This window comes from Agromyces sp. H17E-10 (genome assembly GCF_022919715.1).
Classification (GTDB): domain Bacteria; phylum Actinomycetota; class Actinomycetes; order Actinomycetales; family Microbacteriaceae; genus Agromyces.
In genome coordinates this window covers 1,595,728-1,607,959 of sequence record NZ_CP095042.1, presented here as the reverse complement: position 1 = coordinate 1,607,959, position 12,232 = coordinate 1,595,728, and the positions used below count along the sequence as shown (strand labels likewise).

At 70.7% G+C, this 12,232-nt stretch carries 12 protein-coding genes; 4 read left to right on the top strand and 8 right to left on the bottom strand.

Going from position 1 to position 12,232, the window contains the following annotated elements:
* Nucleotides 1–25 precede the first annotated feature (25 nt).
* Both MUN74_RS07160 and MUN74_RS19300 read right to left on the bottom strand, forming a co-directional pair.
* On the bottom strand, nt 26–451 hold the full coding sequence (locus tag MUN74_RS07160; RefSeq protein ID WP_244855756.1) for a hypothetical protein: 426 nt from the start codon (nt 449–451) through the stop codon (nt 26–28).
* Between the two features lie 201 nt (nt 452–652).
* A complete protein-coding gene (locus tag MUN74_RS19300; protein WP_370647357.1) occupies nt 653–1,969 on the bottom strand; it encodes a hypothetical protein in 1,317 nt (438 codons plus the stop codon).
* 61 nt (nt 1,970–2,030) lie between these two features.
* On the opposite strand from MUN74_RS19300, the gene MUN74_RS07150 reads away from it, so the two are divergent.
* Together MUN74_RS07150 and MUN74_RS07145 are read left to right on the top strand one after the other, a co-directional pair.
* Nucleotides 2,031–2,498 carry an Hsp20/alpha crystallin family protein gene (locus tag MUN74_RS07150; RefSeq protein WP_244855755.1) on the top strand — a complete coding sequence of 156 codons (468 nt, stop codon included), beginning with the start codon at nt 2,031–2,033 and terminating at the stop codon, nt 2,496–2,498.
* Nucleotides 2,495–2,809, top strand: coding sequence for a GNAT family N-acetyltransferase (locus MUN74_RS07145; RefSeq protein WP_244855754.1), 315 nt, complete (start codon nt 2,495–2,497; stop codon nt 2,807–2,809). The genes MUN74_RS07150 and MUN74_RS07145 overlap by 4 nt, the downstream gene beginning before the upstream one ends.
* 260 nt (nt 2,810–3,069) lie before the next feature.
* Here MUN74_RS07145 and MUN74_RS07140 read toward each other — a convergent pair whose 3' ends face one another.
* From MUN74_RS07140 to MUN74_RS07125, 4 genes are all read right to left on the bottom strand, one after another.
* A complete protein-coding gene (locus MUN74_RS07140; protein WP_244855753.1) occupies nt 3,070–4,380 on the bottom strand; it encodes an APC family permease in 1,311 nt (436 codons plus the stop codon).
* Complete coding sequence (locus tag MUN74_RS07135) at nt 4,377–5,726, bottom strand: M20/M25/M40 family metallo-hydrolase (protein ID WP_244855752.1); 1,350 nt, start codon at nt 5,724–5,726, stop codon at nt 4,377–4,379. Before MUN74_RS07135 ends, MUN74_RS07140 begins: the two co-directional genes overlap by 4 nt.
* Nucleotides 5,727–5,808: 82 nt before the next feature.
* On the bottom strand, nt 5,809–7,257 hold the full coding sequence (locus MUN74_RS07130) for an SLC13 family permease (protein WP_244855751.1): 1,449 nt from the start codon (nt 7,255–7,257) through the stop codon (nt 5,809–5,811).
* Nucleotides 7,258–7,360: 103 nt separating this feature from the next.
* A complete protein-coding gene (locus tag MUN74_RS07125; RefSeq protein ID WP_244855750.1) occupies nt 7,361–7,828 on the bottom strand; it encodes a MarR family winged helix-turn-helix transcriptional regulator in 468 nt (155 codons plus the stop codon).
* 340 nt (nt 7,829–8,168) lie between these two features.
* On the opposite strand from MUN74_RS07125, the gene MUN74_RS07120 reads away from it, so the two are divergent.
* Complete coding sequence (locus MUN74_RS07120) at nt 8,169–8,546, top strand: ArsR/SmtB family transcription factor (RefSeq protein ID WP_370647356.1); 378 nt, start codon at nt 8,169–8,171, stop codon at nt 8,544–8,546.
* Between the two features lie 83 nt (nt 8,547–8,629).
* Nucleotides 8,630–10,240 carry a SulP family inorganic anion transporter gene (locus MUN74_RS07115; RefSeq protein WP_244856377.1) on the top strand — a complete coding sequence of 537 codons (1,611 nt, stop codon included), beginning with the start codon at nt 8,630–8,632 and terminating at the stop codon, nt 10,238–10,240.
* Nucleotides 10,241–10,273: 33 nt separating this feature from the next.
* Here the strand turns inward: MUN74_RS07115 and MUN74_RS07110 are convergent, their stop codons facing one another.
* Together MUN74_RS07110 and upp are read right to left on the bottom strand one after the other, a co-directional pair.
* Complete coding sequence (locus MUN74_RS07110; RefSeq protein WP_244855748.1) at nt 10,274–11,086, bottom strand: winged helix-turn-helix domain-containing protein; 813 nt, start codon at nt 11,084–11,086, stop codon at nt 10,274–10,276.
* A 505-nt stretch (nt 11,087–11,591) separates the two neighbouring features.
* Nucleotides 11,592–12,224 carry a uracil phosphoribosyltransferase gene (gene upp / locus MUN74_RS07105; protein ID WP_244855747.1) on the bottom strand — a complete coding sequence of 211 codons (633 nt, stop codon included), beginning with the start codon at nt 12,222–12,224 and terminating at the stop codon, nt 11,592–11,594.
* Nucleotides 12,225–12,232 lie beyond the last annotated feature (8 nt).

Below are 12,232 nucleotides of genomic sequence, written 5' to 3'. Positions count from 1 at the left end.
GCCGGCGCCGCCGGGTGATCGTGATTCAGGTCCGGCTGATGGAGAGTGCGACGAGGCTCGGTGGCCTGGGTGACGCCACGGCCACCGGATGCGCGACGGCGAGCTCGAGCGGCCTCGTGACCGCGCCCAGGCGGCGGGGCGCGGCGGCGACGATCAGCACGCCCGCAGCGGCGAGCATGACGCAGCCGATCATCATGAGTGCGCACCCGACCGGGTCGGCGGGCGCGTCGTGCGTGTGGCCGAGGGATGCCTCGTGGCCGACGGCGTGCATCTCGTCGGCGTCGGTCGCGGCGGTTGCCGCCGTGACATGCACCGAGTGCTCGGGGCCGGAGCCCGACGCGTGCATCGCCAGCAGTCCGACGATGAGCGCGGCCATCGCGACGACGCCGAGCAGCGTCGCGCGTGCGGTGCGCGAGCCGGGCAGCGCCGTGCGGCGGATGCCGTCGAGCATCGGCGACCACCTCCTCGCGATGGGATACCCCGGTAGTGTATCCGTTTCACAGGGGCGGAGGGGTGTCTCCGGTGCCGGACGACTCATCCGATCCGCGTGATGGCGGGGCTCAGGGAGGATAAGTAAGCTCATTTGACAGCTGATTTCCCTGATCGAGGGTTTCGACCGATGAGCGGTGCATACGCGGGGGAGCACTCCGCCTCATTCGGCCTGGACTTCGCGATCGCCGGCGTCGTCCCGAAGAAGCAGGGCGCCGGCGAGCGCGAGACGCACGGTCGGCCGTTCGGCGTGCCCGCGGCTCGTGCGGTCGAGGTCGCGGTCAACGGCCCGGCCGCGGTCGCGCGGACCGTCGCGACGCCCACCGTCGCCACCCCGACCGCGGTCACGCCGACGTCGCGGGTGACCTCGATCGTTCGTCGTCTCTACGCCCTGCTCATCGCCGCGGCGGTCTCGATCGTGCTCTACCGGGCGCTCGAGCACAGCGCACTGTTCGCGCGCGAGGGGGCGCTCGCGCACGACGGAACCCTGAGCCTCGACCCGGCGGGACTGGTGCCGGCCATCGCAGGCGGCGCCGTCGTCGGTGCCGCGCTGCTCGTCGCGTCGGCGTCGCGCACGAGCCTCGCCGCGATCGCCCATCTGCGGCTGCCGGGTCTCGGCGCGGGTCCACGCGCGGTCGCGAACGGCTTCACGTGGGCGGCGCTCGCGATGCTCGCGGTGCACTTCACGGCGGCCGCGTTCGATCCGCTGCCGGGCGGGCACGAGTTCTACGGACTGCTGCTCGGCGGGCTCTTCGGGCTCGGCACCTATCGGCTGCATCGTCATTCGATCGACCACGAGGCGTACCGCACCTTCAACCTCGTCGCGATGCTGCTCGCGGCCGGCAGCCTCGCGAGCATGAGCATCACGCCCACGGGCGACTGGTGGACCCGCAACTTCTCGACGCTCGGCACGTCGAACGATCTCGCGGCCGTCTGCTTCAACGTCGCGGTCATCGTGTCGGGTGCGGGCATGGCCGGGCTCTCGGGGGCGCTCACGCGGGCGCTCGTGATCGGCCCATTCGGCATCCGGCGCGGAGCTCGCACGTCGATGCGGGTGCACATCGGTCTCGTCGGCTTCGGCCTGATGGGGGTCGGTGCCGTGCCGATCGACCGCGTCCCGGTGCTGCACAACGCGTTCGCCCTGCTCGCGGCGGCGGCGTTCGCGTCGCTGTGCCTCGGCACGCGCTGGTACGCACAGCGCATGCCGCGCGGCTTCGCCTGCTTCTCGTACCTCGCGTTGGCCGCCGAGGTCGTGGCGATGGTCGGGTACGACGTGCTCGGCTGGTTCAACCTCACGGTCTTCGAGATCGTCGCCTTCGCGCTCGTCTTCGCCTGGCTGATCGCGCTCGTCGCGTCGACCTCGCACCGCCGCCACCACGAACCGGTTGCGGATGCGACGGGCACGAGTCGCGGCATCCATGTCGTCGCTCGTGGTCGTTCGCTGTCGGCGCACGCCGACGCGGAATCCTCCGCCGCCCATGGCGTTGTTCCTGACAGAGAGTTGAGTCAGATCGACTCAATGTCATCGATCAGGAGGAATGATGGCCACCGCCTACGACCCGTTCCGCGACCTCGACCGGGTCGCATCCGCCCTCTTCGACACCCGGCGCGGCCCGCGCAGGATGCCGATGGACCTCTACCGCGACGGCGACCACTACGTGCTCACGGCCGATCTTCCGGGCATCGATCCCGGATCGGTCGACATCGACGTCGACGGTCAGCTGCTCACCATCCGCGCCGAGCGCACCCTGACGACCGGCGACGGCGTGAAGTGGATCACCCGCGAGCGCGAGGCGGCGTCGTTCCTGCGACAGCTCAACCTCGGCCAGGGCGTCGACACCGACCGCATCGCGGCGAGCTACACGAACGGCGTGCTGAGCGTCACGATCCCCGTCAGTGAGAAGGCGAAGCCGCGCAAGATCGCGGTCGAGCACGGGGACGCCTCGGCGTCGGCGTCGACCACCGACGAGACCGTCGAGGCCGAGCGCGTCGAGCCGATCGAGCGATGACCGACGCACAGCCGGCTCGCCCGGCGGCCGCCGTCGAGATCACCCGGCTCGACGACCGGCACCGCTACGAGCTGCTCGTCGACGGTCGGCGAGCCGGCTTCGCCGAGTTCCGGCTGCAGCCGGGGGCCGTCGTGTTCACGCACACGGTGGTGAGGCCCGAGTTCGAGGGCCGCGGGCTCGGCAGCCGGCTCGCGAAGCACGTGCTCGACGACGCGGTCGCCCGTGGGGAGCGCATCGTGCCCGAGTGCCCGTTCATCGCGGCCTACCTGCGCGAGCACCCGGGGTACGAGGGCTCCGTCGACTGGCCCTGACGATATGGCGATTCCCCCCGTTCGGGGCGGTGCGGAGCGCTCTCACGGGCGGTTACGATTCGATCACTACCCGAGTCCAGACCCGACCGGACCGGCCCGTCACCCCGGCGGCCGAGCGATCGGAGATGTCCCTATCGATCGCTCGGGTCAGGCTCGCCGAGCTCAGTTCGGGTCGCTCGGCGGGACGGTCTCCTCGTGAGGCCGCGATGGGGTGGGAGGTAGGGTTCCCACCCCATCGTCATGCGCCGTGGCGCCGCGCGTCACCCATCGCGCCGCGCTGCCGCCGCCTTCCACCCGAAGTCCACGACGATCGCGAGCGCGATGATGGCGACGAGCGCGATCGCCGTCGCGGGTTCGGTCACGAGCGTCGTCGCGCAGAACACGATGAAGGTGCCGAGCGTCGCGATGAGGCCGATGACGAGCACCACGATGTTCGCACCCGTCTCGCGGAAGATGCGGAAGTGCGCGACGGAGACGGCCGAGAACACCAGCAGCGCGACCGCGCTGCCGATCGACGCGATCTTGTTGAGGTCGAAGCCGACGACGAGCACGGTCGCGAGCACGGCCATCACGATGAGCCCGAACGGGAACCGCGCGAACGTCCGGCCGAACACGGGCGGGAACTGGCCGACCGAGGCGAGGTGCTGGGTCATGCCGATCGACGGGTAGAGGCCGGCGTTCACCGCTCCCGTCGTCGAGAACAGCGCCGTGATGACCATGAGCACGTAGCCGGCCTCGCCGAGCGTCGGCTTCGCGGCCTCGGCGAGGGCGGTCGTGCCGTACTCGACGACCTGGTCGGCCGTGAGCGTGCCGAAGACGCCGAGCGAGACGGCGACGTAGATCGCCGTCGCGATCGCGAGCGCGAAGTAGATCGCCTTCGGCAACTGGCGTGCCGGATTCGGCAGGTCCTTGGCGGTGAACGTGATCACGCCGAAGCCGAGGAACGCGAAGAACGTGAGCGCGACGCTCGAGATGATCTGCTGCACGCCGGGGTAGCCGGCCGGATCGAGGAGCGCGGGGTCCCAGTTCGCGATCGTGACCGTCGCGAACACCACGAGGATCGCGAGCACGACGACGACGATGACCGACTGCACTCGCGCGACGACCTGTGAGCCGACGGCGTTGAGACACGACATCACGACGATGAGCAGCACCCCGAGCACCTTCGCCCAGCCGGCGTCGCCGCCCGCGACGACCGAGCTCGCGTACCCGCCGAACGACGAGGCGATCATCGCCACGACGATCGAACCCGCCGTGAAGAACAGCCACGAGCCGATGCCGGTCAGATGCCCTTCGCCGAACCCCTTGGAGAGATAGGTGAGGATGCCGCCGCCCGACGGGTACTTCGCCCCGAGCTTCGCGAACGAGTACCCCTGCAGCGCAGCGATGACACCGGCGACGAGGAACGACACCCACACGGCCGAACCGGCCACCGCGCCCGCCGCGCCGAGGAGGGCGAAGATGCCGGCGCCGACCATCGAGCCCACGCCGATGAACGTGGCCTGCAGCACCGTCATGCGCTTCTCGGGCGACGGCGTGGCCGGCGGCCGCGTCGTGGACGATTCGGTCATGCCGAGGCCGCGAAGCCCGTGATGAAGAGCGTCTGCGCGGCGATCATGCGCTCGATCTCGCCGGGGTCGACCGATTCGTCGGACGCGTGGATGCGTGACTGCGCGGTGTCCTCGGCGCCCCACAGGATGATCGCCGATCCGGGCGAGACCTTCTGCAGCGAGGCGACGAGCGGGATCGACGCCCCGCTGCCGATGTTCTCGACCGGCGCACCGTAGGCCGCTGAGAGTGCGTTCTCGGCTGCGATGATCGCCGGGTTCGAGGCATCCACCGCGAACGCATGGCCGACCTTGACCTTCTCGACCTCGACCTCGCAGTTCCACGGCCGCTGCGACCGCAGGTGCGACATGAGTGCCTCGAGCTGCGCGTCGCCGTCGGAGCCGGGCACGATGCGCATCGAGAGCTTCGCGGTCACCGACGGCAGCAGCACGTTCGACGCCTCGACGGTGTTCGGCAGGTCCATGCCGAGCACCGTCACCGAGGGCTTCGCCCAGATGCGGTCGGACAGCGACCCGGTGCCGAGGAAGTCGACGCCCGGCAGGATGGCCGAGCCGGCGCGGTACACCTCCTCGTCCATGTCGGCGCCGCTCCACGAGGAGCTGTCGACGCCGGGGATGACCGTGTCGCCGTGCTCGTCGTGCAGGGTGTCGAGGATGCGGATCATCGCGGTCATCGCGTCGGGTGCCGCTCCGCCGAACATGCCCGAGTGCACGGGGTTCGCGAGCGTGCGCACCGTGACGGTGCATGCGACGTCGCCGCGGAGCGCCGTCGTGAGGCCGGGGCGGCCGACCTCCTGCGGGCCGATGTCGCCGATGACGTACGCGTCGGCGGCGAACAGCTCGGGGTTCGCCTCGACGAAGCCCTCGAGGTGCGAGATCGTCTCCTCCTCGCCCTCGACCAGGATCTTGATGCGGCACGGCCGGTCGGGCCCGATGAGCTTGAGCGTGCCGTAGTGGATGACGAGGCCCGACTTGTCGTCGGCGGCACCGCGCCCGTAGATGCGGCCGTCGTCCTTCGTCACGGGCTCGAACGGGCTCGACGACCACCCCTGGCTCTCGGGGGCGGGCTGCACGTCGTAGTGCGCGTAGAGCAGCACCGTGGGCGAGCCCTCGGGCCCCGGCAGGTCGGCGTACACGCACGGGTAGCCGCCCGGCACGTCGAGGAGGCGCACGCCCTCGGCGCCCGCCGCCTCGAAGAGCTCGACGACGGCCTCGCCCATGCGGTGCACCGGTTCGGGGTCGAAGCCCGGGAAGGCGACCGACGGGATGCGCACGAGGTGCTCGAGCCGCTCGATCACCTCGGGCATGAGCCCCGCTGCGGCGGTCTTCAGGTCATCGGTCTCTGGCATGGTGTCTCCTTCGATGAATGCTGCTGACGGAAGTCGGAGGTATGCCGAACCCGGGCGGGCATCCGCCCCGTTCGAACGCGGCTCACGCCGGGACGACGAGCTGGAGCAGCAGGCCCGCGCCCACGACCGCGACCCACGACACGAGCATCGGGATCGTGAACGAGTGCCAGACCGGCACCTGGGTGAGCTTCGTCGATCCCGTGAGGTCGGTCTCGACGGCGGCGATCTGCGAGCCGTTGGCCGGGAACAGCCAGACGCCGATGAGCGACGGCCACATCGCGGTGATGATGCCGGGGGCGAGGCCGGCGGCCAGCGCGATCGGGATCATCGTGTTCGTCGTCGCCGACTGGCTCGTCGTGAGACCGCAGACCACGAAGAGGGCGACGGCCAGCAGCAGTGGGTTCGCCTCGATCATCGCGCCGAGCGGCTCGATGATCGTCGCCTCGTTCGCCGAGATGAAGGTGTCGGCCATCCACGCGATACCGAAGAGGGCGACCGCGGCGACGAAGCCGGCCTTGAGCAGCGGCTGCTCGACGACCGCCGACGGCTTGACCTTGCGCACGAGGATGATGACGAGCGCGACGGTGAACATGACCATTTCGATGACGGTCGACATGCCGATCGGCTCGAGGTTGCCCTCTTCGTCGGGGAAGGCCGGTCGCAGCGACGGGAACAGGCCGAGCGCCACGATGAGCAGCGTGCCGGCGACGAAGATGTAGGCGGAGATCGCGCCGCCGGGCGGCACCGGGTGCTCGATGCGCACGGGCTTCGACGGGGTGGATGCCTCCGCCGGGGCATCCGGGCCGCCGGTCTTCACCGCCGTCGCCGTGGTGCTGCCGCTGCCGCCGGCGACCTTCGCGGCGTAGCGGGCCTTGAGCGCCTCGGGCACCTCGACGGTGCCCTGCTCGACGCGCTTCAGGAAGACGGGGTCGTCGAGCAGGTCCTTGCCGACGCGCTGCTGCACGATCGAGGTCACGATGCACGCGACGATGGCCGCGGGGATCGTGATGAGCAGGATCTGCGGGAGCCCGTAGCCCGTGCCGTCCATGAGCACGAGGTACGCGGCCATGGCCGCCGATACCGGGCTCGCCGTGATGCCGAGGCCCGAGGTGACGGTCGACGAGGCGAGCGCGCGTTCGGGGCGCTGCCCGTTGCGGTACGCCGTCTCGTAGATCACCGGGATGAGTGCGAAGAAGATGTTCGACGTGCCCGAGAGCACCGTGAACACGAACGCCACGAGCGGGGCGACGTAGGTCAGCCGCTTCGGGTTCGCCTGGATGATCTTCGACGCGATCGCGACGAGGTAGTCGATGCCGCCCGCCGCCTGCATGGCCGACGACGCCGTGATCACCGCGATGATGATGAAGAACGCGTCGACCGGGATCGACCCCGGCGGCAGCTGGAAGACGAACACCAGCACGACGGTGCCGACGACGCCCCAGAGACCGAGGCCGAGGCCTCCGGTCCGGACTCCCATGACGATCGCGCCGATGACGACGCACGCCTGCAAGGTGACGAGCACGTAGTCCATGGCGGCCTCCCCAAGCCAAACCCAGCCCTCTACTTGAGGCTGAGGCTATTGCCCGGGTCGCCCAGTGTCTAGACCCGTTTCGGGGTGTTCGCCGGCGCCTCGCCTACGACGCGTCCGCGGCGGGCGTCTCGGCGCGGAGCGGGTCGGCACGCAGGCGCGTGCAGAGCTCGATGAGGGTGCGCAGCTCGTCCTCCGACAGGGCGTCGCCGAACTGCCGGTTGATCGCGTCCATGTGCGAGATCGCGACGCGGCGGAACAGGGCGAAACCCTCCTCGGTGATGCCGACGATCGTGCCGCGGCCGTCGGCCGGGTCGGGCGCCTTCGTCACGAAGCCGCGTGCGGTCAGTCGGTCGACGAGCCGGCTGACGCTCGGCTGCGTGATGAGCACGCTGCGATTCAGGTCTTTCAGGCGCAAGCGCCGCCCGGGCGCGCGCGAGATATTGAAGAGCACGTCGTACTCGTTGAGCGAGATGACGTCGCTCGGGAACTCGGCCGCGAGCGCCCGCATGATCGTGACCTGCGCACGGAAGAGCGACTCCCACGCGGCAACGGTGATCGCGCGATCGGCCATGCCGGCTCCCTTCGTCGAACGGACGCATCCAACAATAGGGAACCCGGCGACACGGTGCAGTCGGAGACGGTTGAGGGCCGGTCGTAGAGGCTGACGACCGGCCCTCTCCCTTGCACCAAGAGTGTCCTGCAATCACATTCCGCGCCGTCCGCCACAGCAAACAGTCGGCGCACTTCCGAATATATAACGGATCGGTAACGGGCGCTAGTTATCGTTCTGTGATTTTTCGGAGCGGGTCGCGGTGGGCGTGCTGCGGCCGACGTGAAGCCCTGGATTGGCGCATTCGGCGCCCGAAGCGCATGATGAATTTATCAATCCATCAATCGAACGGATGGTTCCCGTGACGCACCCCGACGCCCACCGGCCGCTCTACGAGGTGAAGGCGAACCTCTTCAAGGGGCTCGCCCATCCACTGCGGGTGCGGATCCTCGAGGTGCTCTCGGCCGGCCCCGAGGCATCCGTCTCGGAACTGCTCGAGGCCACAGGGCTCGAGGCATCTCACCTCTCGCAGCACCTCGCCGTGCTCAAGCGCAACCTGCTCGTCGTCGCCGAGCGCCGGGGCAATCAGGTCTTCTACCGGCTCGCCTACCCGCAGGTCGCCGACCTGCTGCGCGTCGCCCGCGCCCTGCTCGGCGAGATCCTGCAGACGACCGAGCGTCAGCTCGTCGAGCGCACGGGGCTGCCCGAGATCCCGCCCGCGGCGGTCGTGGGCGCGTGACCGGGTCGACGCCGGCCACGCCGGAGACCGGGGGCGACACCCGCCGCCGCGCGTTCGCGCGCCTCGCCCGGTCGGCTGCGGCGCTGCTGCCGAGCCCCGCCGACTACCGCGACCTCCGGCGGACGTGGCGCGGCGACGTGCTCGCCGGCATCACGGTCGGCATCGTCGCGCTGCCGCTCGCGCTCGCGTTCGGGGTGAGCTCGGGCGCGGGCGCCGAGGCCGGCCTCGTCACGGCGATCGTGGCCGGCGTCGTCGCCGCGGTCTTCGGCGGCTCGAACGTGCAGGTCTCGGGGCCGACGGGCGCGATGGTCGTCGTGCTCGCGCCGATCGTCGCCGCCCACGGTGCGGGGGTTCTCGCGCTCGTGGGCGTGTTCGCCGGGGTCATCGTGCTCCTCGCGGGCGTGCTGCGACTCGGGCGGGCCGTGACCTACATCCCGTGGCCGGTCATCGAGGGGTTCACCCTCGGCATCGCGGTCATCATCTTCCTGCAGCAGGTGCCGGCCGCGCTCGGCGTCGCGCCCGGTGAGAGCACGAACGCCGCCGTCGCGGCGGTGCAGTCGCTCGCCTCGGTCTCGTGGCCCGAGGTCGCGTGGACGCTCGGCATCGTCGCCGTGGTCGCGGCGATCATGCTCGTCGCCCCGCGGCTGCACGCGAAACTGCCCGGCTCGATCATCGCGATCATCGTCGTGAGCACGGCCGCCTGGCTCGTGCACGCGCCGGTTGCGACGATCGGCACGCTGCCGGTCGGCCTGCCCGCGCCGATCGTGCCGACCGCCGACTGGTCGACGGTCACGGGGCTCGCGGGTGCGGCGCTCACCGTCGCGGCGCTCGCCGCGATCGAGTCGCTGCTCTCGGCGCGGGTCGCCGCGTCGATCTCCGACACCGGCCCGTACGACGCCGACCGCGAACTCGTCGGACAGGGACTCGCCTCGGTCGCCGCCGGCCTGTTCGGCGGCATGCCCGCGACGGGCGCGATCGCCCGCACCGCCGTCAACGTGCGCTCGGGCGGACGCACCCGGCTCGCGGCGGTCGTGCACGCCATGCTGCTGCTCGTCATCGTGCTCGTCGGCGGCTCGGTCGTCGCGGTCATCCCGCTCGCGGCGCTCTCGGGCGTGCTCATGGTGACCGCGACCCGGATGATCTCGCTCGCGACGGTGCGGACCGTGCTCGGCTCGACCCGGTCGGACGCCGCCGTCTTCGTCGTCACGGCCGTCATCACCGTGAGCTTCGACCTCATCTACGCGGTGCTCATCGGCATCGCCGTCGCGGCCTTCTTCGCCCTGCGCGCGCTGTCGCGCTCGAGCGGCGTGCACCGCGAGGAGCTGCCCCCGCCCGCCCAGCCCGGCGACGAGCGAATCGCGCTCTTCCGGCTCGAGGGCGCCCTGTTCTTCGGCGCGGCCGAGCGCATGCTCGAACGCGTCGGCGACATCCGCGGCATCGAGGTCGTGATCATCCGGATGTCGCAGCTGCAGCTGCTCGACGCCACCGGCGCCCAGGTCATCACCGAGCTCATCACCGCGCTCGAGCGCCGCGGGGTGACGGTGCTCGTGAAGGGCATCCGCCCCGACCATCTCGGGGTTGCGCGACGTGTCGGAGTGGTGTCGTCGCTCCGGCACCAGAACCACCTGTTCGACGACCTCGGACTCGCCGTCGCGCACGCGCGCGACCACGTCGCCCGGGCGGCCGCCCGGTAATGGCCGAGGTGCCCGGAGTCGCCGGGCCGCGACTCAGTACAGGTCGGGCGAGGGCGTCGAGGCCTGGCGGATTGACACGTCGGCGTGGCGGTCGAAGCGGTAGCCGACGCCGCGCACGGTGCGCACGATGTCCTGGTAGTGGGCGAGCTTCGAGCGCAGGCGGCGCACGTGCACGTCGATCGTGCGCTCGCTCGGGGCCTCGTCGTCGGCGTTCCACAGGCTCTCGATGAGCTCGTGGCGGTCGATCGTGCGGCCCTCGCGCAGCACGAGGTACTGCAGCAGCTCGAACTCCTTGTAGGTGAGGCCCGCGGCCTCGCCGTCGAGCAGCACCCGCTTGCGCGAGATGTCGATGATGACGCCGTTCGGGTGGCGGTCGGCGTCGTTGCGGGTGCCCTTGCCCTCGCGCTGCTTCGCGAGCGCGGCCGGGTCCTGCAGGGCGAGGCGCACGACGTCGACGTCGCGGCCGCCGGCGCCCTCGGGGGCGAGTGCCACGGCGGCGTACGTCTCGGAGGAGGGCGCGACCTCGGCGGTCAGCGCGCGCAGGGCCTCGACGATGCGGTGCAGCGTCGTGCCGTCTTCGGCCGCCTTGGCCTCGTCGATGCCGACGTAGAGCACGAAGCCACGGGCCTCGGTGCCCTCGGGCACGGCGCGAACGCGGGGAGCGGCGGGCGCGGCGCTGGCCGGCCGGGCGGCGACCGTCGCGTCTTCGGCGGCGACGGCCGACGACAGCGAGCGGAGCGGGGCGGCCGACGGGGCGGCCGAGAGCGAGGGGGCCGTGCGGGCCTGCACCGGGCGGACGGCCGGGGCGGTGGTGACGGCGGGAGCGGTGGCGAGTGCGAGAGACATGACGGGATCCTTGTGAAGTCGAAGACGGTGCAGCAGACGACCCCGATCGCGGGGTCGGAAACGAACGGCCGGTACGGCCTGGCGAACCCCCGAGAGCCGGTGGGTTCAGTGGAGTCCGTGCCGACCGGGATGCGGGTCGGCTGCGGAACTCGGCGGTCGAGTCGCGGTCAGCGGCACATTCGACAACACATGGGCGCACGCGCCGACATCATGATGTCGGCAATCCTGTTCACCTCGCGGGTGGTCAGGGTGCGTGCGCTGTCAGTCATGGGTGCGAGTAAATCCGAGAGTCGAGCGTGTGTCAATTCGTGACCCTCGGATGACGGGGTGTGACGTCGCAGCGGGTGCGCGTCAGCGCGAGGCATCCGGAGAATTCAGATGGCCGGATGCCTCGCGCGCAAGAATCTTCGACGAGGAAGCAATTTCAGAAATCTTCCTCATCGGTATCGCGACCCGGCGTGTCTCTGCTCGAAGATCCTTCGAGCGGCCATGCCGAGTGGCGTGCTTATACCGTGCCGTAGAGGCGGTCGCCCGCATCGCCGAGGCCGGGCACGATGAAGCCGTGCTCGTTGAGCCGCTCGTCGATCGCGCCGAGCACGAGCGACACCTCGCGGCCGTGCAGCGCCTGCTCGACCGCGGCGAGGCCCTCGGGCGTCGCGAGGATGCAGATCGCGGTGACATCGGTCGCACCGCGTGCGAGCAGGAACTCGATCGCCGCGCTGAGCGACCCGCCCGTCGCGAGCATCGGGTCGAGCACGAAGCACTGCCGGTCGGAGAGGTCGTCGGGCAGGCGTTCGGCGTAGGTCGTCGGCTGCAGCGTCTCTTCGTCGCGGGCCATGCCGAGGAACCCGACCTCGGCGCTCGGCAGGAGCTTCACCATGCCCTCGAGCATGCCGAGCCCCGCGCGCAGGATCGGGACGATGAGCGGCTTCGGGTCGGCGATGCGCACGCCCGTCGTCGGTGCCACCGGCGTCACGATGTCGACCGGTTCGACCCGCACCCCGCGGGTGCCCTCGTACGCGAGCAGCGTCATGAGCTCTTCGACGAGCGAGCGGAACACGGGCGACGGCGTGTTCTCGTCGCGGAGCACCGTCAGTTTGTGGGTGATGAGCGGGTGGTCGGCAACGTGGACTCGCATGGCCCCGA